We start from the raw sequence: 23,147 nt of genomic DNA on the forward strand, positions 1-23,147 counted from the left end.
CGATGAACAAATTTCTGAAATTAACATATATGGCCGCGATGGCCGCCTTCATCTCTTCCTGCGACAATGGGTTTGAAGAAATGAATGTAAATCCCAATGCGTCCAGGGACGTCGTACCCGGTTTCCTCTTCACCAGGACGCAGCTCACGACGGTAAGCAACAACTTCACGGGAGCGGCTTACCTGACGATCGGTGGTTCTATGCAGCATTTTGCTACCTACAAAGAGGTACCTGCCGCGGGTGACAAGTATTTCAATTTCTCCTATTCGCAGGGAAGCTGGGCATTGTTTGGCGGTGATCCTGCATCCGCCGGGGCTGTGATCGACATTTTGCAGGTAATCGATGCTGTTAAAACTTCTCCCGAGGATATTAATAAGCTTTCGGTAGCACGTATCTGGAAAGCCTACCTTTTCCACCGCCTGACAGATCTGTACGGAGACATTCCATATTCCGAAGCTGGAAAAGCCCTGACTGAGAAAAACTTCACTCCGAAATACGACACCCAGGCATTCATCTATGCCGATCTGTTGAAAGAGCTGGACGAATCCATCGCGGCATTTGATAACAGCAAAGCGACGTTTGCGAATTCAGACCTGATTTACGGATCGCAAGGAACAGCCAATCAAATTGCGAACTGGAAGAAATTCGGATATTCGTTGATGCTCCGCCTTGGAATGCGGCTTACCGAGATTGATCCGGCGATGGCCGAAACCTGGGTAAAAAAGGCCATCGCGGGTGGCGTGATCACTGCTGATGCCGATATCGCAAAAATCGATTACGTGGATGGTTCCATTACTGCCAGCCGCAACTTCATTTCAGCTGGGTTGATGAGTACCGACTACGTTTCCGCGGGCGATGATAACGTCGAAGGTGGAAAATTTGCAAAGACATTTATCGACCATTTGAAAACGACCAGCGATCCCCGTTTGAATGTCATCTCCATCGTATGGACGAAGGCCTCTCCCACGGCGGCGTATGTCGCGGACACGGCAACTGCGCTCCAATCGGGAATGCCCAATGCGGCATTCAACGGAAAACCTGCCAACTTCGACCAATATTCCGAGCCTAATCCGGCAACGATCCTGAAATACAATGCTCCATTGCTGGTACTCACCCCCGCCGAAATGCACCTGCTGCTGGCAGAAGCAAATCTTCGCGGCTGGTATAGCGGCGCAACAGCCGAAGCATCGTACAATGCTGCTGTTACTTCCGGTTTGAAACAATGGTCACTGTTCGGAACGGCGGGTATCATTTCCGATGCCAAAATCGCGGCTTACCTGAAAGCGAACCCATTTAATGCGGCTGGCACAACCGCCCAGAAAATGGAGCAGATCGGCACGCAGAAATGGGTAACCCTATTCCTGGAAGACGAATACGAGATCTTCTCGAACTGGCGCCGGACCGGCTATCCCAAGCTGACTCCGACGAACTACCCGGGTAACCTTACCGGCGGCCAAATCCCGACCCGTTTCGTGATCCCTGATTCGGAAGAGCTATACAACAAAGTGAATTTTTACGAAGCGCGTACACGCCAGGGCGGTACCAACACGCTTTCGAGTAAAGTTTGGTGGGATAAATAAGCGGCCCATGCGCTGTTTGTTTATCAAATAAATGGCCGATACGGATTGCTGACCCAAATCGGCAATCCGTATCGCTGTTTACGACTCAAAAATTTCCGAGCTATGAGTGAGGAGTTTCAAGTGATTTTTTGTCTTAACTATAACAGCTTTTCCTAAACCAAAAACCATGATCAAAAAAGTATTCATTGCCGCCGCACTAATCTGTTGTGCAGGCATGGCAAACGCTCAGAAATATTCAATCGTGATAAAGGGCGGTCACGTCATTGACCCCAAAAACAATATCAACAGCATCATGGACGTCGCGCTGAAAGGCGATACGGTGATGCTCGTCGCCAAAAACATCGACGCCAAGGAAGGCGTGCAGGTGGTGAATGCCAAAGGGCTTTTCGTAACGCCCGGCCTGATCGACATGCACTCGCACAACTTCTTCGGCACGAAAATGGACCAAACTTACAGCAATGGCCCTAATGCCCTCCCACCCGACGGTTTCACGTTCCGTACCGGTGTTACCACGGTGGTCGACGCGGGCTGCGCCGGCTGGAAGTCGTTCCCTGATTTCAAGAAACAAACCATCGACGCCTCCCGCACCCGCGTACTCTCGTTCCTGAACATCGTAGGCGAAGGGATGCGCGGTGGCACATACGAGCAGAACGTAGAGGATATGGACGCCGCGGCTACCGCCAAAGTGGCAAAAGAATATCCGGAATACATTGTGGGCATCAAACTTGCCCACTTCAACGGCTACAACTGGACGCCTACCGACCGTGCCGTGGAGGCCGGCAAGCTTGCCAACATCCCGGTCATGATCGATTTCGGTGGCAGCCAGCCGGTTTTGCCCATTGAAGAGCTTTTCATGAAGCACCTCCGCCCCGGCGACATTTTCACCCACTGCTTCGGGCAACTCGCCAGCCGCGAACCGATCGTGGACGTGAAAGCGGGCAAAGTGAAGCCATTCGTGTATGAAGCACGTAAAAAAGGGATCATTTTCGACGTAGGCTACGGCGGTATCAGCTTTGCATTCTCGCAGGCGATCCCGGCCATCAAAACCGGTTTTTACCCCAACACCATCAGTACCGACATCCACACCGGCAGCATGAACAACGCGATGAAGGATATGCTCAATGTCATGTCCAAATTCCTCGCTATGGGTATGGACCTGCCGGCGGTGATCAAAGCCAGCACCTGGGCGCCTGCGCAAGCCATTCACCGCGAAGAGCTGGGTAACCTTTCGGCAGGCTCTCGTGCGGACGTGTCCGTGTTGCGTGTGCTCGACGGCAAGTTCCAGATGAACGACACCGGCACATTCGGTTTCTTCGATTATACCGGCGCCAAGGTACAGGGCAAGCAGAAACTCGAAGCCGAAGTAACCATCCGCGCAGGACGTGTCGTGTACGACCTGAACGGCCTGACCAACCCGATCGTCGTTTCGAGAAGATAACCTGACAATGGGAGCCCTAGCGATGTCACCGGGCGGGGCTTCCATTGATATTTTGCCTAATTTCACCTACTCAATATATCCCTGCCGTACTTTTTCTTGTCTTATGAAACTACCGATTCTCTCTTTAACGACGATCCTGACCTTAACCTTCGGAGGTCTGCAAACCGCGAAGGCACAGACTATGCCGAAAGAAGAACTGATTTTCCTGACCTCCGAATGGAAAGGCGAACGCTTCCCCGATGGCCGCCCGAAAATCTCCGACGACCTCGTCCGCCGCGCGAAGGAAATCAATATCGAAGAAGCCTGGGTAGTACTCAAAAACGAAGGCTATAACTGCCAGTTCGAAGGCAATTGGAAAATCGTGCACGACGACGTGGTGATCGCCGGCCGCGCATTAACCGCCCAGTTCATGCCATCACGCCCGGATATTGAAAAGAATATCAAAGACCGCGGTGGCAAACAGGGCCGCATCGGCAATACCAATTCCTGGCCGATCGACATGCTCAGCAAAGGCGACGTATATGTAGCCGACGGCATGGGCAAAATCGTGGAAGGAACACTGATCGGCGATAACCTTGCCAACTCCATTTTCGCGAAAACAGGCAATGGCGTAGTATTCGACGCCTCCGTACGCGACCTCGACGGCCTCTCAAAAATCCCGGGTTTCAACGCATTCGTCCGTGATTTCGATCCATCCTACCTCAAAGATGCTGTGGTGACCGGCATCAATACCCCTATCCGCATCGGCCGCGCGGTGGTGCTTCCAGGCGATTTGGTTTTGGCTAAAAAAGAAGGGGTGATCTTCGTGCCTGCGCACATGGTCGAGAAAGTGGTGCAAACTGCCGAGTTCATCGCATTGCGTGACAAATTCGGTATTCAAATGCTGAAAGAAGGCAAATACACCCCCGGCCAGATCGACAGCCAATGGACTGACACGCTGAAAAACGACTTCCTCAAATGGCTTGATAAAAACCCGAACGAAATCCCCATGAAGCGTTCGGAGCTCGACGAATACATGAAAAAAAGAACCTGGTAAACGAGTAATCCGGACTGGTTTTCAGCATTTCCTGTTTGGTAAAACTGACAGGATTTTTCTTTCGCATTTTTAAAATTGCATTTTAAATACATTTATATGAATATTTACAAGCTTCTATCCGGCGTCGCCGCGGTTTGCCTGCTGATAGCGCTCTACCTCGCTTTCACCGGAAGCCTCCCCTCCGCCGGCCCCTTCTTTATTGCATTCTTCCTGTCGCTTGCCATCAGTTTCAGAGGTTATGAAAAATTGAAAGGTTTTACCTATACCACCGTCATTTTCGCGGCGGTAACCACGGCATTGTACTACCCGCAGCACTTCCTCACCGTCGGTGAATTCAAACTTTCGACCCTCATTACCCCATTGATCCAGATCATCATGTTCGGGATGGGGACTTCCATGAGCTTCGGCGATTTTGTAGGGGTAGTTAAAATGCCAAAAGGTGTGCTTATCGGCGTCGTGAGCCACTTTATCATTATGCCGACCATCGGCTATACATTGGCGAACATCAGCGGCTTCCCACCTGAAATCGCGGCGGGTATCATCCTCATCGGCTGCTCACCCAACGGAATGGCTTCCAATGTGATCTCTTACCTCGCGAAAGCGAACCTGGCATTGTCTATTACCATTACTGCCATTTCAACCATGCTCGCGCCGTTGGTAACACCGGTACTCATGAGCTTGCTTGCAGGCGCTTTCGTGCAGATCGACACTTTGCATATGATGTGGGATATTATTAAAATGGTGATCATTCCGATCGGCGCGGGATTGGTCTTCAACAAGCTGTTCAGCGGAAAAGTGAAATGGCTGGACGCTGCTATGCCGCTGGTTTCGATGGGTGGGATCGCGTTCATCATCGTGATCATCACCGCTGCCGGCCGCGACAGCCTTTTGTCGATCGGTCCCGCATTGCTGTTGCTCGTATTGATCCACAACCTCTCGGGTTACACGCTCGGCTACTGGTCGGGCCGCCTGTTCCGCATGAGCGAGCGCGATTGCCGTACGATAGCCATTGAAGTAGGCATGCAAAATGGCGGATTAGCTTCCGGTATCGCGAAGGAAATGGGTAAAATGGCCACCGTGGGCCTCGCCCCGGCCATTTTCGGGCCGTTGATGAACATTACCGGCTCCATACTCGCCTCCTGGTGGCAAGGCAAGCCCACCGGCGATGAAGAAACTTACGTAGAAACGGGCAGAGCCCATTAAAAGAAAACGAGGCGCAGTCTTAAGCTGCGCCTCGTTTCGTATTGTCAGGTGTTGTTCAGTGTGGTCAATAATAGTCAAGTGTTGTCAAGTTTTGTCATGCTGAGCGAACCGGGCCGCCGGGGCGGTCGAAGCACTAGTACAACGTTGCAATTTCACCGTACGGACTGTCTTCGACCGCCCGGTTCGCTAAGACTGACATTTTTCGATTCTCCATTCTCCATTCTCCATTCTCCCTTTCCTCCTTTCAATCCTCTTCCAACAAAAGCTGCATATAAACCAAATCCAGCCACTGGTCAAATTTATAGGCTACCTCTTTGAGATATCCCTTCTCCACAAACCCATATTTCTTGTGAAATTCAATACTAGCACGGTTTGAAGCATCGATACATCCGATCATCGTATGCAGGCCCGATTCCTTCGCACGCTGGATAAGGCTACCGAGCAACTTCCCGCCCACGCCCATTCCGCGCGACTTCTCGTCGAGGTAAATCGAATGCTCTACACTGAATTTGTACCCGATTTTCGGGCGGAAAATATTATAGGACCCATAACCGATTACTTCGCCTTCCAATTCCGCTACGATCACCGGCATTCCGTCATAGAACATCTGTTCAAACCAGGCCTTTTGTTGTTCCAAGGTCCGGGGTTCGTAGTCATAAATAGCCGTGGTGTTCAGAATAGCGTGGTTGATTATTTCCAACAGCGAAGGCAGATCCTTAGGAGCAGCACTTCTGATGATCAAATCCATCAAAATAAAGCAGGTCGTTATACAGGTTTTTATATTAGGGTCAAAAATACCTTAATATTTTAAAAAATTTCACGTCTTATCCACGTTCCGTCTTACGTTTTTTTCTAATTCTTTTGAAAATCATGAATTTCGAATAGCTTTGCTTCAACTTTAGGGGTGTCCCGACATGCGGACTGAGATCATACCCTTTGAACCTGATGCAGCTAGTACTGCCGAAGGGAAAAGCAGCAGTTACCGTGCACGTAGCTCCGTCTATTCTTTCGTCACCGGTCCATTCCTAAGGTTTTTTGTATTTAAAAAACTGAACCAGGAATGGAAATCATCCTAAACGGCCAGGCAAAGCAAATCGCCGACCCTTACACGGTAGGGCAGCTCGTATCCGAACTATTTTCGGCTAACGGCAAGGGCATCGCCGTGGCCATCAACCAATCGGTAGTCCCGAAATCCGACTGGCCCATCCGCCAGCTTTCCCCCAACGACCAGATCACGCTCATTACCGCTACGCAAGGCGGCTAGCATTGCATTGTCCTGTATCCCACCATTTTTAAAACCTGAAAACATGATCATGAAGACAGAAAAAACGCCGGAAACCATCACGCGTGCCCCGTTTCCAAATTCGCAGAAAATATATGTTAAAGGGCAGATCCATGACATTTCAGTAGCAATGCGCGAGATTTCGCTGACTAATACGCGCATTCACGGCGGCGCGCGTCCGGGAAAACCAGGCGCGAGCGAGCCTAATGAACCGGTTACCGTTTACGACACCAGCGGCCCCTATACCGACCCGAATATTGAAATAGACGTCAAGAAAGGCCTTCCCGCATTACGTGCGGAGTGGGTACGCGGTCGCGGGGACGTGGAGGAGCTGGAAACGATTTCTTCTGAATACGGCCGGATGCGCCTCGCCGATGCAAAACTGGATCACTTGCGGTTCGCACATAATGCGAAGCCATTGCGCGCCAAAGCCGGAATGAACGTTTCCCAGCTGCATTATGCCAAAAAAGGCATTATCACACCTGAAATGGAATACATTGCCATCCGCGAAAACCAGCGAATCGACTTGCACTTGGCGTCTTTGAATGGCAAGGCAGGCGCTTTGGCACACCAGCACGCGGGCCACAGCTTCGGGGCAAATACGCCTAAAAGCCACATTACCGCTGAGTTTGTGAGAGAGGAGGTAGCCGCGGGAAGAGCGGTAATCCCCTCGAACATCAACCACCCTGAAAGCGAACCGATGATCATCGGACGAAACTTCCTGGTGAAGATCAATGCCAATATCGGGAACTCGGCCGTATCGTCGAGCATTGAAGAAGAGGTGGAAAAAGCCGTGTGGGCTTGCCGCTGGGGTGCGGATACCATCATGGATCTGTCGACCGGCAAGAACATCCACGAAACGCGCGAGTGGATCATCCGCAACACGCCCGTACCGATCGGTACCGTGCCCATTTACCAGGCTTTGGAAAAAGTAAACGGTAAAGCCGAAGATCTGACCTGGGAGCTTTTCCGCGATACATTAATCGAACAGGCCGAACAGGGTGTGGATTACTTCACAATCCATGCGGGCGTACTGCTGCGCTACATTCCGCTGACCGCCAAACGCATTACCGGAATTGTTTCGCGCGGCGGGTCAATTATGGCAAAATGGTGCCTTGCGCATCATAAAGAGAACTTCCTGTACACGCATTTCGAGGAAATATGCGAGATCATGAAGGCTTACGACGTGGCATTCTCACTCGGCGACGGCCTGCGTCCCGGCAGCATTGCCGACGCCAACGACGCAGCGCAATTCTCGGAACTCGAAACACTGGGCGAACTGACCAAAATCGCCTGGAAACATGACGTGCAAACCATCATCGAAGGCCCCGGACACGTGCCGATGCATTTAATCAAGGAGAATATGGAGAAGCAGTTGCAGCACTGCCACGAAGCGCCATTCTACACGCTTGGACCACTGACGACCGATATTGCACCGGGTTATGACCACATTACCTCGGCGATTGGCGCGGCCATGATTGGCTGGTTCGGTACCGCCATGCTTTGCTACGTAACACCGAAGGAGCATTTGGGATTACCCAATAAAAAAGATGTAAAAGACGGCGTGATCACCTACAAGATTGCCGCCCACGCCGCCGACCTCGCCAAAGGCCACCCCGGCGCGCAGTACCGCGACAATGCATTGAGCAAAGCCCGCTTCGAATTCCGATGGGAAGACCAGTTCAACCTCTCCCTCGACCCGGATACCGCTCGTGAATTCCACGACGAAACGCTTCCTGCCGAAGGAGCCAAAATCGCGCATTTCTGCTCAATGTGCGGCCCTAACTTCTGCTCGATGAAGATCACCCAGGATGTGCGCGACTATGCGGAGGAAAACGGGCTGGGGACGGAAGAAGCGGTCAGCGAAGGAATGCAACAGAAAGCCAGGGAGTTTGCGGAGAGGGGCAGTGAAATTTATTTGTAATGGAAGAATTGATTGTCATAACACATCCGGAAATGCTACCCGGGGAGGCTGGGATGATCAACCAGCTTCTCGCACACGGGCTCACGCGCCTGCATGTGCGTAAACCTGAGTCGACGGCGCCGGAGCTGCGTGCACTGCTCAAACAGATCGATCCGCAGTTCTGCGAACGCATTGCTTTGCATCAGCATCATGCACTGGCAGGCGAGTTTGGAATTACCGGCCTGCATTTTACGGAAACCAACAGGCTGTCGCAGAGCCTGGAAACGCTGGAAGCACTGAAAAGCAGTGGAAACATGCTCAGCACTTCGCTACACGATCCTGCTGATCTGGAACAGCTTTCCCACTGCTTTGACTATGCATTCCTGGGGCCGGTTTTTGATAGTATTTCAAAGAAAAATTATAAGACTGTGTTAACGAATGGTTTCCGATTGGAACGGTTCAATTTCCCCGGGAAGCTGATCGCATTGGGAGGAATAGACGGTACCAAACTTGATCTTGTCGCTTCTCTTGGGTTCGACGGTGTGGCGGTACTGGGTGCAATATGGACGAATACGGCAAATGCACTTGCGGAGTTCCGGGTACTTGCCTCAGCCCTGGCCACAAGGCCCGGGTTAAAACCCGGCGACAGGGGGATCGGTACCGGCCCCGGGTTAAAACCTGGGGTTGGGGGTGAAGACAGTCAGTTGCGCTATGCGGCCGCTGAAGCGGAGTACCCCCAGGCAAAAGCACTCGATTGCCCGCAGTTTCAACCGGCGGATCAGGAGCAAAAGTATAAATCTGGTTTTGTAGATAAATTGCATTTCATTTCCAATGAAACCAGCAACATGTCGCACATCGACAGCATCCGCCTTGCCCTGGAAGCGGGTTGCCGGTGGATTCAGCTGCGGGTGAAGAACCGCCCAGAAGATGAGGTGCTTCCTATCGCCCGGGAAGCTAAGCAGCTATGCGATAGTTATGGCGCCAGACTCATTATTAACGATTTCCCCCGCGTTGCCCTGGCCGTCGAAGCCCATGGCCTGCACCTTGGCCTCACGGACATGCCCGTACCCGAGGCGCGCGCGCTTGCGGGGGAGAAAATAGTGATCGGCGGTACGGCCAATACCTGGGAAGACATCGTGCGGCGGGTGCATGAAGGGGCTGATTACATCGGGCTCGGGCCGTTCCGGTTTACGAATACCAAGCAAAATCTCAGTCCAATTCTCGGCATCGGGGGATATCAAACATTCATACACCGAATGCGGCAGGCCGGTCATTCTACGCCCATTATCGCCATCGGCGGTATTACGCCTGACGACATCGGCAACCTTCGCGAAGCTGGCATTCATGGCGTGGCCATGTCCGCGGCATTGATCGGCGCGGCTGATCCCCAAAACACATATCATCAAATCCAACAAGCGTTATGCTAACCATTGCAGATAAAACATTTCGATCCAGGCTCTTTACCGGCACTGGCAAATTCAGCTCGGCTCAGTTGATGGAAGAGGCATTGCTCGCCTCCGCCTCCGAGCTGGTAACAGTTGCATTACGCCGCGTAGATGTTCACGACGCGGGCGATGATATTCTCAGCCATTTAGCCCACAACCACATCCATTTGCTGCCCAACACATCCGGCGTGCGCACGGCGAAAGAAGCGGTTTTCGCGGCCCAGCTCGCGCGGGAGGCATTGGAAACCAACTGGCTGAAACTGGAAATCCATCCCGACCCGAAGTACCTCCTGCCCGATCCTATCGAGACATTGAAGGCTACCGAGGAACTTGCCAAACTCGGCTTTGTAATATTGCCTTACATACACGCCGATCCGGTTCTTTGCAAACGGCTGGAAGAAGCCGGCGCATCGGCGGTAATGCCGCTGGGCTCACCGATTGGCAGCAATAAGGGATTGAAAACCATCGATTTCCTTGAAATTATCATCGAACAGAGCAAAGTCCCGGTGGTAGTGGATGCTGGTATAGGTGCGCCTTCGGATGCGGCGAAAGCGATGGAAATAGGGGCCGACGCCGTGCTGGTGAATACCGCAATTGCCGTGGCCGGTGATCCGGTGGCGATGGCCGAGGCATTTAAATTGGCCGTGCTGTCGGGAAGGATAGCTTACGAAGCGAGATTAGGTTCTAAAAGTAACCTGGCTGAGGCTAGCAGCCCTTTAACCGCATTTCTGGATGAGCTTTAAAGAAGAATTTGCGCGGCACTCGTGGAATACCGTCAAGGAAGAGATTTATTCCAAAACGGCCGCAGATGTGGAAAGGGCATTAACCGCGCCGAAAAGAACATTAGAAGACTTCAAAGCGCTGATTTCCCCTGCCGCCGCCGCATACCTGGAACCGATGGCGAGGCTGAGCCGCGAATTGACGCGCAAGCGCTTTGGCAATACCATTCAAATGTATGTGCCGCTGTATTTGTCCAATGAATGTACCAATATATGTACCTACTGCGGGTTCAGCCTGGACAACAAGGTACGCCGCCGCACGCTGACCGACCGTGAGATCCTTCGAGAAGTGGAAGTGATTAAAGGCATGGGTTACGAGCATGTACTGCTGGTTACGGGCGAGGCGAATCAAACCGTTCATGTCGAATACTTCAAAAAAGTCCTGCAATCGATCCGCCCGCATTTCGCACAGGTATCGATGGAAGTGCAGCCACTCGACCGTGATGAATATGAAGAACTGATCCCGCTCGGACTGCATTCGGTGCTGGTTTATCAGGAAACCTATCACCAGGAAGATTATCGTAAACATCATCCGAAGGGTAAAAAAGCAAACTTCAACTATCGCCTCGAAACGCCCGACCGGCTCGGACAAGCGGGCATTCACAAGATGGGTTTAGGGGTATTAATAGGTCTGGAAGACTGGCGCACCGACAGTTTTTTCACCGCATTACATTTAAACTACCTTGAGAAAACTTACTGGCAAACCCGTTACAGTCTTTCCTTCCCGAGGCTCAGGCCTTTTTCCGGCGGCCTCGAACCAAAAGTAGAAATGAGCGATCGGGAGCTGGTGCAACTCATTTGTGCTTACCGGATCTTCAACGAGGAAGTCGAACTATCGCTTTCCACGCGCGAATCCGAGAAGTTCAGGAACCATTGCATCCAACTCGGTGTAACATCCATCAGCGCTGGTTCCAAAACTAATCCGGGCGGCTATGCGGTCGAACCCGAATCCCTCGAACAATTCGAGATATCGGACGAAAGAACGCCCGCCGAAATCGCCCGAATGATCCGCAACGCGGGTTATGAGCCGGTTTGGAAGGATTGGGACGCTGGTTTAATTTTGAATGACTGAATGATTGAATAAAGTCTATTCGGTCATCGCGCGGCGACCCGGTCATTCATTCACTCATTGACTCATCCACTTATTAACATGACCCCAATCGAACGCAAACGATACGCCAGGCAGATCATCATGCCGGAAATGGGCCTAACCGGACAGGAAAAGCTCCGTGCCGGTAAAGTGGCCGTCGTGGGTGCAGGCGGGCTGGGCTGTCCGGTCCTGCAATACCTGGTTGCGGCGGGTGTCGGTGAAATTGCCATTATTGATGATGATACCGTGGAACTCACCAACCTGCACCGGCAAATACTGTACTCTGCTGATGATATTGGTAAAAACAAAGCCATTACCGCAGTCGAGAAACTCTCGGTGCTCAATCCATTCGTTCGTCTCACCGCCTACCCCGACCGGCTGACTGCCGAAAACGCTGCAGACCTGCTTAATGGTTACGACCTGATCATAGATGGTTCCGACAATTTCGAAACACGCTATCTCGTTAATGATTTTTGTGTGGAATTGAATAAGCCGTTCGTGTTCGGCTCTATCCTGCGTTTTGAAGGCCAGGTTTCGGTATTCAACTATCAGGGTGGCCCCACCTACCGCTGCCTTTTCCCAGACGCCGAAGAGGGTGACAATTGTGCAGAAGCGGGAGTAATGGGTGTATTGCCGGGCATTATCGGTACTTACATGGCGAATGAGGCGATCAAGATTATTGTCGGGATCGGGGAGCCGTTATCTGGCAAACTACTGGTCATCAATACCCTTTCAAACAATCACACGATTTTCCAGTTTTCGAGGTCGGAAACCGCAATTCCTTCAAAGTCTCCGGGTGCTCGGGCACCACAGCCATCTGTCGGAGACGATACGCGTGAGATTTCTTATGATGAGTTCGAAGCCTTGCAAATAGCTGATCCCGACCAGGTATTACTTGTGGATGTCCGTGAATATTACGAATTTGAAGCGGACAATTTCGGGGGCGAAAATATCCCGCTATCCGAAATCCCCGAAAGTATCGGCCATTTCCCTGCTGGAAAAAAAATCGTTTTCTACTGTAACAGCGGCAAGCGGAGTTTGCAGGCAGCCAAACTGCTTGCACAAAGCGGTTACGAAGGTCAGGGCTTCTGGGCGCAACACTGGTAGTCAATGCAATGCAGATCAAACCGACACCCCTCCTTTCCGGCATTGTGCGGCATTTTCTGGTCATAGAAAGTGACGCGAAATCGGCTATGCGGATATTTTCGGATGGAAACACGGGAGTGGTGTTCAATTATGGCGACGCGCTTTTTTATCAAAATGAAATGCATTCAGCGTCTGCAAGCCTGCCTGCCTGCTTTTTATACGGTCAGCTCGATAGATACCGCAACGTTTGGGCACAGGGAAGCATCCGGTTGCTCATTGCCGTACTTCATCCTTTCGGGGCAGCGGCATTGCTTAAAATGCCAGCATCGGAGTTGCGAAACCAGATAGTCGGATGCGAAGATTGTTTCAAAACCGATGTGGCCTTAGTAAATGATGAAATCGCCACTTCATTTGTCATTCATGATAAAATCCGGGCGGCGGAGCGATTTTTATTGTCCCAATTGGCGGATTTCAATAGCAGTAATGCCCTGGTAACCCATGTCGTTAACATTATCCATACTCAAAATGGCCTGGTTCCGGTCGCACGGCTAGCCGCGTTAACCGGCACGACAGAACGCCAGCTTCAACGCAAATTTGAAGAACATATCGGTATCTCGCCGAAACGGTACGCGGGCATCACGCGCATGCAATATGCGCTGCGAATGCTGCGAAAAAGATCCGGCTATTTGTCCTTAGCCGGGATAGCCTGTGAGTCCGGCTTCTTCGACCAGGCACATCTTATCCGCGAGATGAAGGGGCTGTCGGGGCTCACGCCCGGCCAGTACCTCAGCCCTCCGAATGTCCTCGCCGCCAATTTGATCCGCCTCGCTCATTAGTTTTCGCCGCTTGTCGGGTTTGTACAATACATGTACGATCCGTGCATTTACTTTTGAGTAAAAAAGCGAAGCTATGAAACCGATCAGAATTGCAACAGCCCAGTTTGAAAACAAAAGCGGTGACAAAGCGTACAACCTTAGCGTAATCCGCCAGCTCGCAGGAGATGCGTCCAAAGCAGGTGCAGACGTCATTGCATTCCATGAATGCTCGATCACCGGCTACACATTTGCGCGGCAACTATCACGCGAGCAGCTGCTCGAAGTTGCCGAACCTATTCCCGACGGTCCCAGCATTCGCGCCTTGCAGGACATTGCGGCGGAGCATCATATTGTGGTCCTTGCGGGTTTGTTCGAGAAAGATGCCAACGATAATATGTACAAGGGCTACGTTTGTGTCGACCAAAACGGCCTTGTTGCGAAGTATCGGAAACTGCACCCATTCATTAATCCGCACCTCACCCCTGGCAATGAATATGTAATTTTTGACCTTTTTGGCTGGAAATGCAGCATGCTCATTTGCTACGACAACAACATTATCGAGAACGTCCGAGCTACGAAATTGCTGGGTGCCGACGTCATTTTCATGCCTCATGTGACCATGTGCACCCCCTCCACGCGCCCGGGAGCCGGATTTGTCGACCCTGCCCTTTGGCACAATCGCGAAGCCGATCCGACCTCGCTTCGCCAGGAGTTCGACGGCCTTAAAGGCAGGGCCTGGCTCATGAAATGGCTCCCCGCCCGTGCTTACGACAATGCCATTTACGCCATTTTCTCAAATCCGATAGGAATGGACGACGACCAGCTTAAAAACGGCTGTTCCATGATCCTGGACCCATTCGGAGACATCATCGCCGAATGCCGGAAACTCGACAACGATTTCACCGTCGCCACACTGATACCCGAGAAACTGCAGCAAGCGGGCGGCCATCGTTACATTCAGGCCCGCAGGCCGGAGCTTTACCGGGATATTCTCGGACAGGGGCATGTTTCTGAGCAAAGGGTGGTTTGGCTGTAAAAACTAAATTGGTTGAATCGACCCAGTAAATAATCTTCATCAGAGTGTAAACGAGCCAATTGGCAAGCAACGATTCAGGGTTTTAAGTAAAATTTAATAATCTATCAATTACGTAGATTAAATAGTTTTGCTATTTTTGTAAACTCTATATTCCAAAATTCTAAAATTCACGGTAATGCTTGCCAAAGTGCTCTCGCTTAAACTGCCCTCGTCGCCGACCTGGTATATCGTTCCGGCTGCGGCCATTCTGCTGCTGCTGGGGCTGCTCCTGACCAATGGCGTCATCAGCATCAACACCGAAGAGGTTACCGGCTTCCTGACAGGCGAATTTGCGTTGTACGTGCTGGTGGGCCTGGCGGCGCAGCTCGTGGACGGGGCATTGGGAATGGCTTATGGCGTAACTTCCAACTCGTTTTTGCTGAGCCTCGGCGTCACGCCCGCGGTAAGCAGCGCAAGCGTGCATTTCGCAGAAATGTTCACAACCGGCGCCTCCGCAATCTCGCATTTCCGTTTTAAGAATATCAACAAAAAACTGTTTAAAAGCCTGCTTATACCCGGCGTATTAGGCTCAATTACAGGCGCCTACCTACTGTCTGATGTCATCGACGGCAACGTCATCAAGCCATTTATTGCTTTTTACATGCTCGTACTCGGCGTGATCATCATCCGCAAGGCATTGCAGAAGAATTTTGTTAAAAACAAAACCAAACGTATCAGTATCCTGGCTGCAACAGGCGGTTTCCTCGATTCGATTGGCGGCGGTGGCTGGGGACCGATCGTTACTTCTACCCTGCTCGGCCAAGGCCGCGATCCGCGTTACACGATCGGGTCGGTGAATGCTGCCGAATTCGCCGTGGCTTTCGCCAGCGGTATCACTTTTATGCTTTTTACGGGTGTCGACAGCTGGAAAGTTGTTTTGGGACTGATTGTCGGTGGCGTAATGGCCGCTCCGTTCGGCGCCATGCTCGTGGGCAAGATCAACCGCAAGCCGCTCATGCTGCTCGTGGGTGTACTGGTGATCGGCCTTAGCATCCGCACCATCCTGCTGAGCATTTAATAGCTGCCTTTTCGCGATATCCGGTGCAATTTGCCTAGTTTTGCACAAAACAGGCACATTATTATGCTCACCGATTTTGGTTATATCCTGCTCTTCATCATCGCCGCGCTGATATTGCTCGGCGTTATGCTAACCATCGCGAAGTTTCTTCGCCCGCATAATCCCAATGAAGAAAAATTAGCCACGTACGAATCCGGTGAAGATCCGCTTGGCAACGCGAACATCCAGTTCAACGTGCGGTTTTACGTCGTAGCCCTGATTTTTGTTTTGTTTGAAGTCGAGTTACTGTTCCTTTTCCCCTGGGCGGTCGTTTTCGGAAATAAAGAACTAATCGAACAAACCGACGGTCAATGGGGCTGGTTTGCAATGGCCGAGATGACCGTTTTCATCGGCATCCTCATCCTCGGCCTCGCCTACGCCTGGGCAAAAGGCTATCTCGACTGGGTCCTCCCCAAACCACAAATTCCAGAAGTTAAGTCCCCCGTTCCCGCGGATTTGTATGCGAAAGTGAATGAACGGTATAAGAAGTAGGTAACTAGTCAATCCAGTTTTCCAACCTCAGCTGGACCAGATTCTTAAAATCCCGCGTATTACGGGTGACCAGCGTTAGATTGTGGGCGATTGCTGTAGATCCTATCAGCAAATCAAATTCCCCCGTCGGAAGCCCGGCCTGCCTGAGAGTGACTTTCTGCCGTGCATATTCGTTAGAGCATTGTCCTATCAGCAATATTCGGCCTGCAAATGCAGCCCTTAGCCAATTGAGGTTTTCGCGGTTAGCCTCACGTCGGTTTGACGCACTGTTTTCCACACCGTACATCAACTCCAAAATCGTGATTTCTGATAAAAAACAAGAACTGATCCCGACTGCTTCTATTTTACGTTCGAGATCTTCATGCCCCTTGAACAGGTGAATACAAATATTTGTATCCAGAAGATAGCTCATAATTCTATGTCGCGTTGCTGATCGTGGCGGGCATTATAAATGATGGCTTCCAGTTCCTCAGCTGTTTCTTCCCCTCGCCAGCTACCTGCAAATCTCTTCAACGCGGCATACTGGTCTGTACTTCCTGCCACTTCAGATCCATGACTTTCCTTCACCGGCAGGCCCAGCCTTTCTGCAAGGCCTTTGAGCAAGGCAAAATCATTATCGCTTTGAGTTTCAATGGTGATCGAATGTGCCATAATTTACATTTTCAAGAAAAACTCTAATCAATTGGCCCGGGTTCCAATTTACAGGAAAACCACGAATTGCACAACTTCGTATTTTCCAAACCCCTTAGATATATAACTTTCTGATAAACAACCTCATAAATTATCGAATGGCTTGGTTGTTTTGTTGAATTATATTGACAGTTACTTAAAAAATGCCGACTTTTCGGGTTTGTTACCATTCCGTCATCATCAACAAAACAATATGGAAGCTTTTGCAAAAAACCTGCGTACAAAGCGGGAAAGAAAAGGATTTTCTACGGCCAACATGGCATCGTCGCTCGAAATCAGTGAAGAACAATACGACGAGCTGGAAAACGGACACGCCACTCCCACTGTCAATACCCTCAAACGGCTCTCCGAAATCCTTAGCACTACGGTGCCGGAGCTAATCACCGACCGTCCTGTGCAACAAATCGTTCGCGACATTCCAGTGGCGCATTTTTCGCCTGAATCGCTGAGCGAAATGGATAAGGACACTTACATTAAAATACTCGAAAACCAGTTACGTACGCTGCTGGCCGAAAAGAAAGGCGCGTGACCTAGTGCATTCCGCTCCATTTCTTCATGTGTGGGCGCGGGAAGAACACGAGTCCAAGTTGTACATAAAGCTGGTTTACTTTCAACCGTGACAGATCGTCGACCGTAACGTTGTCGCCTTTCCATTTGCGCCTTCCGAGAATGGGCTGATGATAGGTCAGTTTGCCACTCAGATACACTTTTTCGTGGATTTTAGGCAAGAAATCCATTTTATAATCAACCCCGATACCGCCATGCAGATTAATATTGGCGGTATAGAGTTTCACGGCCTGATAGGCCGATGGGTTGTTAAACAGCTGTTGCGCGGACACGGAAGCATTGCTCTTGATGTTCAGCCTGTACACCATAAAATCGGCGCCGATCGGTATGGTAACGTTCCAGCGCGCGTTGTTCACGAGCTTCGGGCCACCGTCGGTACCGATGCCCAAGCCGTTCAGGTATGCCTTTCGCGTGTCACGGTCTGAGGTGTAATTGGTGCTATTCATGACGATGATCCTGGTTTCCGAGAACCATTTTTCTGATTCTGTGCGACGTGCGAGCACGAGATTGCCCATGAACGAAGTAAACGGCTTTACCTGAAGGCGCGAAAGCTGATCTCGCAAGGTTTTGTTGTTGGGAATCACGCCCAATTCTACGTAAACCGCCATGCCGGTTTTGAAGATCCTGACGGTGGAATCGGACTGGGCCGACGCCGTTCCGATGCAAAAGGCCGAAAACAGGAAACTGATGAGTAGTTTATGTTTCATATAGTTGAAGTGTTGTGTTTGTTTTGTAACGCCGCCTGAAACCGATTCTTGCCAAATATGGTTAGTTTTGCAGGTGGATATAGCATTTTCAAGCAATATCCGTACCAAAATCCGGCATCTTTAAAATATTCATGAGCGAGCGAATAAAAACCGGCGACGGAGGCATTATCCTGACCAATGCGGAGGACCTGATGAATTGGGCCCGTCTGTCGTCTTTATGGCCAATGGGCTTTGGTTTGGCGTGCTGTGCGATTGAGATGATGGCTACCTACGCGGCCAATTACGACCTAGAACGTTTCGGGATTATGCCACGGCCTTCGCCGCGGCAGTCGGACGTGATGATTGTGGCCGGAACCGTTACTTTCAAAATGGCCGACCGCATCCGCCGGCTATACGAGCAAATGCCAGAGCCGCGTTATGTGATCTCGATGGGAAGCTGCTCCAACTGCGGCGGTCCGTACTGGGAACATGGTTACCACGTGGTGAAGGGCGTCGACCGCATTATTCCTGTGGATGTATATGTGCCCGGGTGTCCACCCCGCCCCGAAGCGCTTATCGGCGGCTTTATGAAGTTGCAGGAGAAAATCCGCGGCAAGCAGGAAGCCGCTCCCCAACTGTTTCTTGAAATGGAAGCCGCAGGCCAGCAAGCCGTTTTATCCTAATCCCTTATGATCACTTTTCAGGAAATCACCGATATCGTTACCAGTCAGTTCCCGGAATACGCTATTTCGCCGGACACTAAAAACCTGCAACCCGCATTAATAGTACCTGCGCAGGGTATTGCGGCTGTCTGCCGGTTTTTGCATGAAGACGAAAGATGCTATTTCGATTACCTGGCCTGCATTACGGCAATCGATCATGGCGTCGCTGCCGACACGATGGAGCTGATTTATAACCTCACCTCGATCCCCTACGGATCGGACCTGGCCTTGAAAACGGTCTTTGCAAGAAATACGGCCGAAGGCACTTTACCTTCCGTACCGACAGTGAGTCACATCTGGCGCACAGCCGACTGGCATGAGCGCGAGGCATTCGACCTGATGGGCATCACCTTCGATGGGCATCCCGACCTGCGACGGATCTTACTTCCGGAGGACTGGGAAGGGCATCCGCTTCGAAAGGATTACAATGCACAGGAAAGATACCACGGCATTTACGTCCGCTATGAAGACGGTAAGGTCCTGGAACCATCCTCCGACCCCGACAGAGTGTAACAATATAGTGTCAGTGCATTCGGGCAAATAATGGCACATATTTGGTAGCATGAAAAAGCCTCATTATTTTTCGTTACCAAATTTTAATGATCACCCGCATGCGCTTCATCCTACTGACGGCCCTCTTCCTCGGCTTTTTGCAATCAGCATTCGCACTCACCGATTCCCTCATTATAAAGGGTCGGATCAATAATCTCAACGGCAGGCTTTATCGCCAGGCTCCTTTCATTACTTTTTCACGTAATAACATCCTGCAACCGCAGTCGGAGTTGAGCAAACAGGCCGATTTGCAGGCCGACGGCAGTTTTCGCGTATCGCTTCCGATGCTATTCCCGCAGGAAGAAATCTATGTGGACTACGCCGGAAAGGCATTCACGACCTTTCTCGGGTCACCGGGAACTGTTGAGATAACCTTCAACGGGGATTCAATCGGCAAGGCCAAAAAGCTGTTTTACTTCGCCGGTGCCAATGCCGATGCCAATAATCAATATCCTTTATACCTGGCTGCCGAAAACCAGCGGTTGAATAGCAGCAGGACTTTGGGTACGGAATTTTTCAAGTCATTCTGGGAGAAAAGCCCTTCCGATGCCCGCTTTATCGCGGAAAGCCGCGGTGAATTTCGGCTTGGATCGGTGAAAGCGGCTACACAGAACACGGTGGCATCGCCCGTGTTGTATAACTGGGTCAGGTCAGTGACGGACGAGGAGCAATTACAGATTTTATACGAACACGCAATGGGAAATCAATATCAGATCAGCAAGGTATTGCTCGACAGCCTGAAACGGCTTGACCGGGCTCCGCTGACCGGGCAACGGGTGATATGGGCGAACCGGTTTGGCAACTACGCGGATCAGCTGGTGGAGGGTAAAAAATTCGATAATCCGAGCCGGACGAACTCTCTGCCAGTGAAACTCATGGCGGCGCTGATCCGTGATAATTCGAAAAACCTTTCGGCAGACGATCGCCAGCATTTAAACCAAATCACAGCAAATGGCCTTGCCGAAAAGGGAGAACTCGATTTTATGAACAAACTTTTCGCACGTAACGAATTGGTTTTAAACCTGTTGTTTAACTATGAACGAGAGAGCCGCATTTACGGAGATTTGTTCGACAGTACGGCTACCGAATTCCTCAAAGTCCGTTACCTCGCCAAAAATCTTTATAAATACACCTACCCGCAACAGTTGCTGCTCAATAACCATATTAAATCCCGGACAGGTATTTCGCAGTTCAAACAATCGCTCGACGAAATTGTGCAGCTGGAAGTTAAAGACAGCGCGAATATCAGGAAACTGGTGGATTTCAAAAATGTGCGGACCGCGCCGGCAGAAGCATTGCCCGGCTACTACCTTACCGCTTCAAACGACCGGGGAACTTCCTGGTTCAACGGCATTATGGATGGCCTGAAAGGGAAAACCGTATACATCGTCAAATGGAATATCGAGGATGCCAAAAGCCGTGAAGAACTGGATTTCATACCTGCCTTGCAAGCCAGGGTGCCCGAAGATATTGTGTTTTTGTTCGTGCATTTTTCTACCGACGATTATACCGTTTCCGACGCAATTCTCAGGCAATACATCGTCAGACACAGGTTAAAAGGCATTCATATGTCGATAAACGACAGTCAGGCGATGGACTTGCTGTTCAGGCTCAATCCGCTTGATTTCGCGACATTCTCCATTGTGAGGCCGAACGGCAAGTTTGCCACTAAAAATGCTCCGGCACCAAGCGAAACGGAAAAGACAGCCAAGGCACTGATTGAGGTCAGCCAGCAGTAAGTTATACCTCGCATTGGTGCGTTTGCGTTAAGAAACAGTTGATTTGGAATCCGGATAGTCCATGTGTAGATATTTGCTGTTGTTTCTGATGCTTTCCTTCGCCGCGTCGGCCCAAAACCCCGACAGCTTGGAAATGCACAGCCGCGACAGTATCCGCTACACCAATCTCAAAGCACGGATGTCAAAAACCAAGTTTTCGCGCGCGGTTTACCGGCTCTTGTTCAGGGATGTATACAACCAGGGAAAGGTGACCGAGGTGAAGGAAATCGAGACGAACCCGTTTACGCCTTACGAGGGAATGGTCATCCGGAAGATTTACGTCAGGCAGCTCAATATCCTCGGCGAATCGGTTTACGATACCACCCGGAAAGGAAACCAGCTCGAAAGGTTTTTAAGTAAAAGTGTCCATACCAACACCCGGGAAGGGATTATCCGAAAGTCATTCCTGCTATTTTCGGAGGGCGACGACATCCAGGCGCATGTATTAAAGGATACGGAACGTTTGTTGCGTGCCAACAGAATGTTTGTCGATGCGCGTATCATTGTTATACCGCGAAAGGACGTAACCTGGATGGCCGACATCATGGTGCTGATACAGGACTCCTGGTCGCTCAATTTTTCAGGCAGTTTCAGTTCGTTCAAAAAATTCAGGCTCGGGCTGGAAAACATCAACGTCCGCGGGACTACGCACTCACAGCGAACGGCCATCAAATGGGATTCGACTTTCCAGTTCAGGGCCATTTACACGGTGCCCTACATTGGCAAAACCTTCATTACGGCCCAGGCCAGCTTCATTTTCGAGCGTGATTTGAAAGAACAATCGGTGCGGATGTACCGTCGCTTCATTACCACGGAGACCAAATACGCAGGTGCCCTGGAACTCGGGCATTATAATACGCGGCAGTACAAACGGGAGGTCGAAACCACCGATTCATTGCGACTTTTGCGCACCGACTACAAATACTACGATGTCTGGATCGGGCGGTCGTTCAAGTTCCCCTTTCCCGACAGCAAACTCGCCCAGAATTCGCGGATTGTGACTGCATTCAGGCATAATAAATACAATTACGATGAGCGCCCGGAGGTAGCGCCCAACCTCAACAAGAATTACTGGAATCGCACGGCGACGCTCATCAGCCTCGGGTTTTCAAACAGGAACTATAAGCGGGACGTTTTAATCTACGGCTTCGGGCGGACGGAAGACGTGCCGGTGGGCAGCCTTTTTGCATTAACGATCGGGCGCGAAAGTACCGAGTTCGGAGCGCGCGGCTATGGCGGCATTCAGTTCGCTACGGGCAAGTACCTGCCGCATAATCTGGGATATATGTACACACTGGCCAATTTGGGCACGTATTCCAAAAACGGGACGGCACAACAGGGGGTGATCAGCGCAGAGATCAACTATATCAGCAACCTGATCCCGTTCCGGTACAGCTTCTTCCGGCAGTTTGTCAATATAAGGTTCGCAAAAGGGATCAACCGGGACCCCCTCGATTACCTCAATATCAGTGGCGACCAGGGAATACGGGGCATCAATAACGACCGGCTCATCGGAACAAAAAAGCTGACCATCGGCACCGAAACCGTGTTTTTCTCCGACAAAAGCTTGTTAGGTTTCCGGATTGCCTATTTCGTATTCGCAGACATCGGGTTGGTGAATGGCGTGCCGCACCTTTGGAAGAGCCCGCTTTACCAGGGGTACGGGCTCGGATTACGCCTCCGGAATGAAAACCTGGCTTTCAATACCCTGCAGTTGCGCTTCGGATATTACCTCAATATCCCCGAGCTCTCCTCGCCTACCCGTTTCGCTACTTCGGGCAACGTTCCGCTGCGCCTGCGCGACTTCGACATCTCCGCTCCGGCCATTGCCCCCTTTCAGTAGCGCACAAATTCGTTTTATAAATACCTGA

23 protein-coding genes and 1 riboswitch are annotated in these 23,147 nt (G+C 51.0%); of the genes, 19 read left to right on the forward strand and 4 right to left on the reverse strand.

The features are described from left to right. Positions 1-2: 2 nt before the first annotated feature. The 4 genes from ACTJJJ_RS21725 to ACTJJJ_RS21740 all read left to right on the forward strand — a co-directional run bounded on the left by ACTJJJ_RS21725 (position 3) and on the right by ACTJJJ_RS21740 (position 5,257). Complete coding sequence (locus ACTJJJ_RS21725) at positions 3-1,580, forward strand: SusD/RagB family nutrient-binding outer membrane lipoprotein (protein WP_188935564.1); 1,578 nt, start codon at positions 3-5, stop codon at positions 1,578-1,580. Positions 1,581-1,746: 166 nt separating this feature from the next. Continuing rightward, positions 1,747-3,018 carry an amidohydrolase/deacetylase family metallohydrolase gene (locus ACTJJJ_RS21730; protein WP_188935566.1) on the forward strand — a complete coding sequence of 424 codons (1,272 nt, stop codon included), beginning with the start codon at positions 1,747-1,749 and terminating at the stop codon, positions 3,016-3,018. A gap of 103 nt (positions 3,019-3,121) precedes the next feature. Continuing rightward, complete coding sequence (locus tag ACTJJJ_RS21735) at positions 3,122-4,054, forward strand: RraA family protein (protein WP_188935568.1); 933 nt, start codon at positions 3,122-3,124, stop codon at positions 4,052-4,054. 96 nt (positions 4,055-4,150) lie between these two features. Further along, the gene (locus tag ACTJJJ_RS21740; RefSeq protein WP_440703013.1) at positions 4,151-5,257 is read left to right on the forward strand and encodes a bile acid:sodium symporter family protein; all 1,107 of its coding nucleotides are present in this window, start codon (positions 4,151-4,153) and stop codon (positions 5,255-5,257) included. A 244-nt stretch (positions 5,258-5,501) separates the two neighbouring features. Here the strand turns inward: ACTJJJ_RS21740 and ACTJJJ_RS21745 are convergent, their stop codons facing one another. Continuing rightward, entirely contained in the window at positions 5,502-6,005 is a 504-nt protein-coding gene (locus ACTJJJ_RS21745; protein ID WP_019940819.1) for a GNAT family N-acetyltransferase, read from the reverse strand. 142 nt (positions 6,006-6,147) lie between these two features. Beyond that, positions 6,148-6,243: riboswitch (TPP riboswitch) on the forward strand. A 74-nt stretch (positions 6,244-6,317) separates the two neighbouring features. Here ACTJJJ_RS21745 and thiS point away from each other — a divergent pair. From thiS to ACTJJJ_RS21795, 10 genes are all read left to right on the forward strand, one after another. After that, positions 6,318-6,521: a sulfur carrier protein ThiS gene (gene thiS, locus ACTJJJ_RS21750; protein WP_440703014.1), complete on the forward strand. Its 204-nt coding sequence runs from the start codon at positions 6,318-6,320 to the stop codon at positions 6,519-6,521. 49 nt (positions 6,522-6,570) lie between these two features. Further along, on the forward strand, positions 6,571-8,463 hold the full coding sequence (gene thiC, locus ACTJJJ_RS21755; RefSeq protein WP_440703015.1) for a phosphomethylpyrimidine synthase ThiC: 1,893 nt from the start codon (positions 6,571-6,573) through the stop codon (positions 8,461-8,463). After that, positions 8,463-9,869 carry a thiamine phosphate synthase gene (locus ACTJJJ_RS21760; RefSeq protein WP_440703016.1) on the forward strand — a complete coding sequence of 469 codons (1,407 nt, stop codon included), beginning with the start codon at positions 8,463-8,465 and terminating at the stop codon, positions 9,867-9,869. Before thiC ends, ACTJJJ_RS21760 begins: the two co-directional genes overlap by 1 nt. Beyond that, positions 9,863-10,630 carry a thiazole synthase gene (locus ACTJJJ_RS21765; protein WP_440703017.1) on the forward strand — a complete coding sequence of 256 codons (768 nt, stop codon included), beginning with the start codon at positions 9,863-9,865 and terminating at the stop codon, positions 10,628-10,630. Before ACTJJJ_RS21760 ends, ACTJJJ_RS21765 begins: the two co-directional genes overlap by 7 nt. After that, on the forward strand, positions 10,620-11,738 hold the full coding sequence (thiH, locus tag ACTJJJ_RS21770; RefSeq protein ID WP_440703018.1) for a 2-iminoacetate synthase ThiH: 1,119 nt from the start codon (positions 10,620-10,622) through the stop codon (positions 11,736-11,738). The genes ACTJJJ_RS21765 and thiH overlap by 11 nt, the downstream gene beginning before the upstream one ends. Before the next feature lie 78 nt (positions 11,739-11,816). Next, a complete protein-coding gene (gene moeB / locus ACTJJJ_RS21775; protein WP_440703019.1) occupies positions 11,817-12,863 on the forward strand; it encodes a molybdopterin-synthase adenylyltransferase MoeB in 1,047 nt (348 codons plus the stop codon). Between the two features lie 8 nt (positions 12,864-12,871). Beyond that, the gene (locus ACTJJJ_RS21780) at positions 12,872-13,678 is read left to right on the forward strand and encodes an AraC family transcriptional regulator (RefSeq protein ID WP_440703020.1); all 807 of its coding nucleotides are present in this window, start codon (positions 12,872-12,874) and stop codon (positions 13,676-13,678) included. Positions 13,679-13,751: 73 nt separating this feature from the next. After that, positions 13,752-14,693 carry a nitrilase family protein gene (locus tag ACTJJJ_RS21785; protein ID WP_440703021.1) on the forward strand — a complete coding sequence of 314 codons (942 nt, stop codon included), beginning with the start codon at positions 13,752-13,754 and terminating at the stop codon, positions 14,691-14,693. 175 nt (positions 14,694-14,868) lie between these two features. Then, a complete protein-coding gene (locus ACTJJJ_RS21790; protein WP_440703022.1) occupies positions 14,869-15,750 on the forward strand; it encodes a sulfite exporter TauE/SafE family protein in 882 nt (293 codons plus the stop codon). A 63-nt stretch (positions 15,751-15,813) separates the two neighbouring features. Beyond that, complete coding sequence (locus ACTJJJ_RS21795) at positions 15,814-16,281, forward strand: NADH-quinone oxidoreductase subunit A (RefSeq protein WP_426295763.1); 468 nt, start codon at positions 15,814-15,816, stop codon at positions 16,279-16,281. Between the two features lie 4 nt (positions 16,282-16,285). Here ACTJJJ_RS21795 and ACTJJJ_RS21800 read toward each other — a convergent pair whose 3' ends face one another. Then, a complete protein-coding gene (locus ACTJJJ_RS21800) occupies positions 16,286-16,693 on the reverse strand; it encodes a PIN domain-containing protein (RefSeq protein WP_440703023.1) in 408 nt (135 codons plus the stop codon). Next, complete coding sequence (locus tag ACTJJJ_RS21805; RefSeq protein WP_188935595.1) at positions 16,690-16,932, reverse strand: hypothetical protein; 243 nt, start codon at positions 16,930-16,932, stop codon at positions 16,690-16,692. The genes ACTJJJ_RS21800 and ACTJJJ_RS21805 overlap by 4 nt, the downstream gene beginning before the upstream one ends. A 232-nt stretch (positions 16,933-17,164) precedes the next feature. Here ACTJJJ_RS21805 and ACTJJJ_RS21810 point away from each other — a divergent pair, with 232 nt between their 5' ends. Further along, positions 17,165-17,500 carry a helix-turn-helix domain-containing protein gene (locus ACTJJJ_RS21810; protein ID WP_188935597.1) on the forward strand — a complete coding sequence of 112 codons (336 nt, stop codon included), beginning with the start codon at positions 17,165-17,167 and terminating at the stop codon, positions 17,498-17,500. Between the two features lies 1 nt (position 17,501). Here the strand turns inward: ACTJJJ_RS21810 and ACTJJJ_RS21815 are convergent, their stop codons facing one another. Beyond that, the gene (locus ACTJJJ_RS21815) at positions 17,502-18,245 is read right to left on the reverse strand and encodes a hypothetical protein (protein ID WP_426295764.1); all 744 of its coding nucleotides are present in this window, start codon (positions 18,243-18,245) and stop codon (positions 17,502-17,504) included. Positions 18,246-18,376: 131 nt separating this feature from the next. Here ACTJJJ_RS21815 and nuoB point away from each other — a divergent pair, with 131 nt between their 5' ends. The 4 genes from nuoB to ACTJJJ_RS21835 all read left to right on the forward strand — a co-directional run bounded on the left by nuoB (position 18,377) and on the right by ACTJJJ_RS21835 (position 23,119). Continuing rightward, the gene (nuoB, locus tag ACTJJJ_RS21820) at positions 18,377-18,907 is read left to right on the forward strand and encodes an NADH-quinone oxidoreductase subunit NuoB (protein WP_188935601.1); all 531 of its coding nucleotides are present in this window, start codon (positions 18,377-18,379) and stop codon (positions 18,905-18,907) included. A gap of 9 nt (positions 18,908-18,916) precedes the next feature. Then, positions 18,917-19,459: an NADH-quinone oxidoreductase subunit C gene (locus tag ACTJJJ_RS21825; protein ID WP_440703477.1), complete on the forward strand. Its 543-nt coding sequence runs from the start codon at positions 18,917-18,919 to the stop codon at positions 19,457-19,459. Positions 19,460-19,557: 98 nt separating this feature from the next. Further along, entirely contained in the window at positions 19,558-21,237 is a 1,680-nt protein-coding gene (locus tag ACTJJJ_RS21830; RefSeq protein WP_440703024.1) for a hypothetical protein, read from the forward strand. Positions 21,238-21,298: 61 nt separating this feature from the next. Next, positions 21,299-23,119: a hypothetical protein gene (locus tag ACTJJJ_RS21835; RefSeq protein WP_188935604.1), complete on the forward strand. Its 1,821-nt coding sequence runs from the start codon at positions 21,299-21,301 to the stop codon at positions 23,117-23,119. Positions 23,120-23,147: the final 28 nt, after the last annotated feature.

Origin of the sequence: Dyadobacter sp. 22481 (assembly GCF_052044875.1) — a bacterium.
GTDB lineage: Bacteria > Bacteroidota > Bacteroidia > Cytophagales > Spirosomataceae > Dyadobacter > Dyadobacter endophyticus.

What these genes read in the sequence shown, in the direction of transcription:
- ACTJJJ_RS21725 (WP_188935564.1), top strand. Translation starts at nt 3, where the DNA reads ATGAACAAATTTCTGAAATTAACATATATGGCCGCGATGGCCGCCTTC.
- ACTJJJ_RS21730 (WP_188935566.1), top strand. Translation starts at nt 1,747, where the DNA reads ATGATCAAAAAAGTATTCATTGCCGCCGCACTAATCTGTTGTGCAGGC.
- ACTJJJ_RS21735 (WP_188935568.1), top strand. Translation starts at nt 3,122, where the DNA reads ATGAAACTACCGATTCTCTCTTTAACGACGATCCTGACCTTAACCTTC.
- ACTJJJ_RS21740 (WP_440703013.1), top strand. Translation starts at nt 4,151, where the DNA reads ATGAATATTTACAAGCTTCTATCCGGCGTCGCCGCGGTTTGCCTGCTG.
- ACTJJJ_RS21745 (WP_019940819.1), bottom strand. Translation starts at nt 6,005, where the DNA reads ATGGATTTGATCATCAGAAGTGCTGCTCCTAAGGATCTGCCTTCGCTG.
- thiS (WP_440703014.1), top strand. Translation starts at nt 6,318, where the DNA reads ATGGAAATCATCCTAAACGGCCAGGCAAAGCAAATCGCCGACCCTTAC.
- thiC (WP_440703015.1), top strand. Translation starts at nt 6,571, where the DNA reads ATGAAGACAGAAAAAACGCCGGAAACCATCACGCGTGCCCCGTTTCCA.
- ACTJJJ_RS21760 (WP_440703016.1), top strand. Translation starts at nt 8,463, where the DNA reads ATGGAAGAATTGATTGTCATAACACATCCGGAAATGCTACCCGGGGAG.
- ACTJJJ_RS21765 (WP_440703017.1), top strand. Translation starts at nt 9,863, where the DNA reads ATGCTAACCATTGCAGATAAAACATTTCGATCCAGGCTCTTTACCGGC.
- thiH (WP_440703018.1), top strand. Translation starts at nt 10,620, where the DNA reads ATGAGCTTTAAAGAAGAATTTGCGCGGCACTCGTGGAATACCGTCAAG.
- moeB (WP_440703019.1), top strand. Translation starts at nt 11,817, where the DNA reads ATGACCCCAATCGAACGCAAACGATACGCCAGGCAGATCATCATGCCG.
- ACTJJJ_RS21780 (WP_440703020.1), top strand. Translation starts at nt 12,872, where the DNA reads ATGCAGATCAAACCGACACCCCTCCTTTCCGGCATTGTGCGGCATTTT.
- ACTJJJ_RS21785 (WP_440703021.1), top strand. Translation starts at nt 13,752, where the DNA reads ATGAAACCGATCAGAATTGCAACAGCCCAGTTTGAAAACAAAAGCGGT.
- ACTJJJ_RS21790 (WP_440703022.1), top strand. Translation starts at nt 14,869, where the DNA reads ATGCTTGCCAAAGTGCTCTCGCTTAAACTGCCCTCGTCGCCGACCTGG.
- ACTJJJ_RS21795 (WP_426295763.1), top strand. Translation starts at nt 15,814, where the DNA reads ATGCTCACCGATTTTGGTTATATCCTGCTCTTCATCATCGCCGCGCTG.
- ACTJJJ_RS21800 (WP_440703023.1), bottom strand. Translation starts at nt 16,693, where the DNA reads ATGAGCTATCTTCTGGATACAAATATTTGTATTCACCTGTTCAAGGGG.
- ACTJJJ_RS21805 (WP_188935595.1), bottom strand. Translation starts at nt 16,932, where the DNA reads ATGGCACATTCGATCACCATTGAAACTCAAAGCGATAATGATTTTGCC.
- ACTJJJ_RS21810 (WP_188935597.1), top strand. Translation starts at nt 17,165, where the DNA reads ATGGAAGCTTTTGCAAAAAACCTGCGTACAAAGCGGGAAAGAAAAGGA.
- ACTJJJ_RS21815 (WP_426295764.1), bottom strand. Translation starts at nt 18,245, where the DNA reads ATGAAACATAAACTACTCATCAGTTTCCTGTTTTCGGCCTTTTGCATC.
- nuoB (WP_188935601.1), top strand. Translation starts at nt 18,377, where the DNA reads ATGAGCGAGCGAATAAAAACCGGCGACGGAGGCATTATCCTGACCAAT.
- ACTJJJ_RS21830 (WP_440703024.1), top strand. Translation starts at nt 19,558, where the DNA reads ATGCGCTTCATCCTACTGACGGCCCTCTTCCTCGGCTTTTTGCAATCA.
- ACTJJJ_RS21835 (WP_188935604.1), top strand. Translation starts at nt 21,299, where the DNA reads ATGTGTAGATATTTGCTGTTGTTTCTGATGCTTTCCTTCGCCGCGTCG.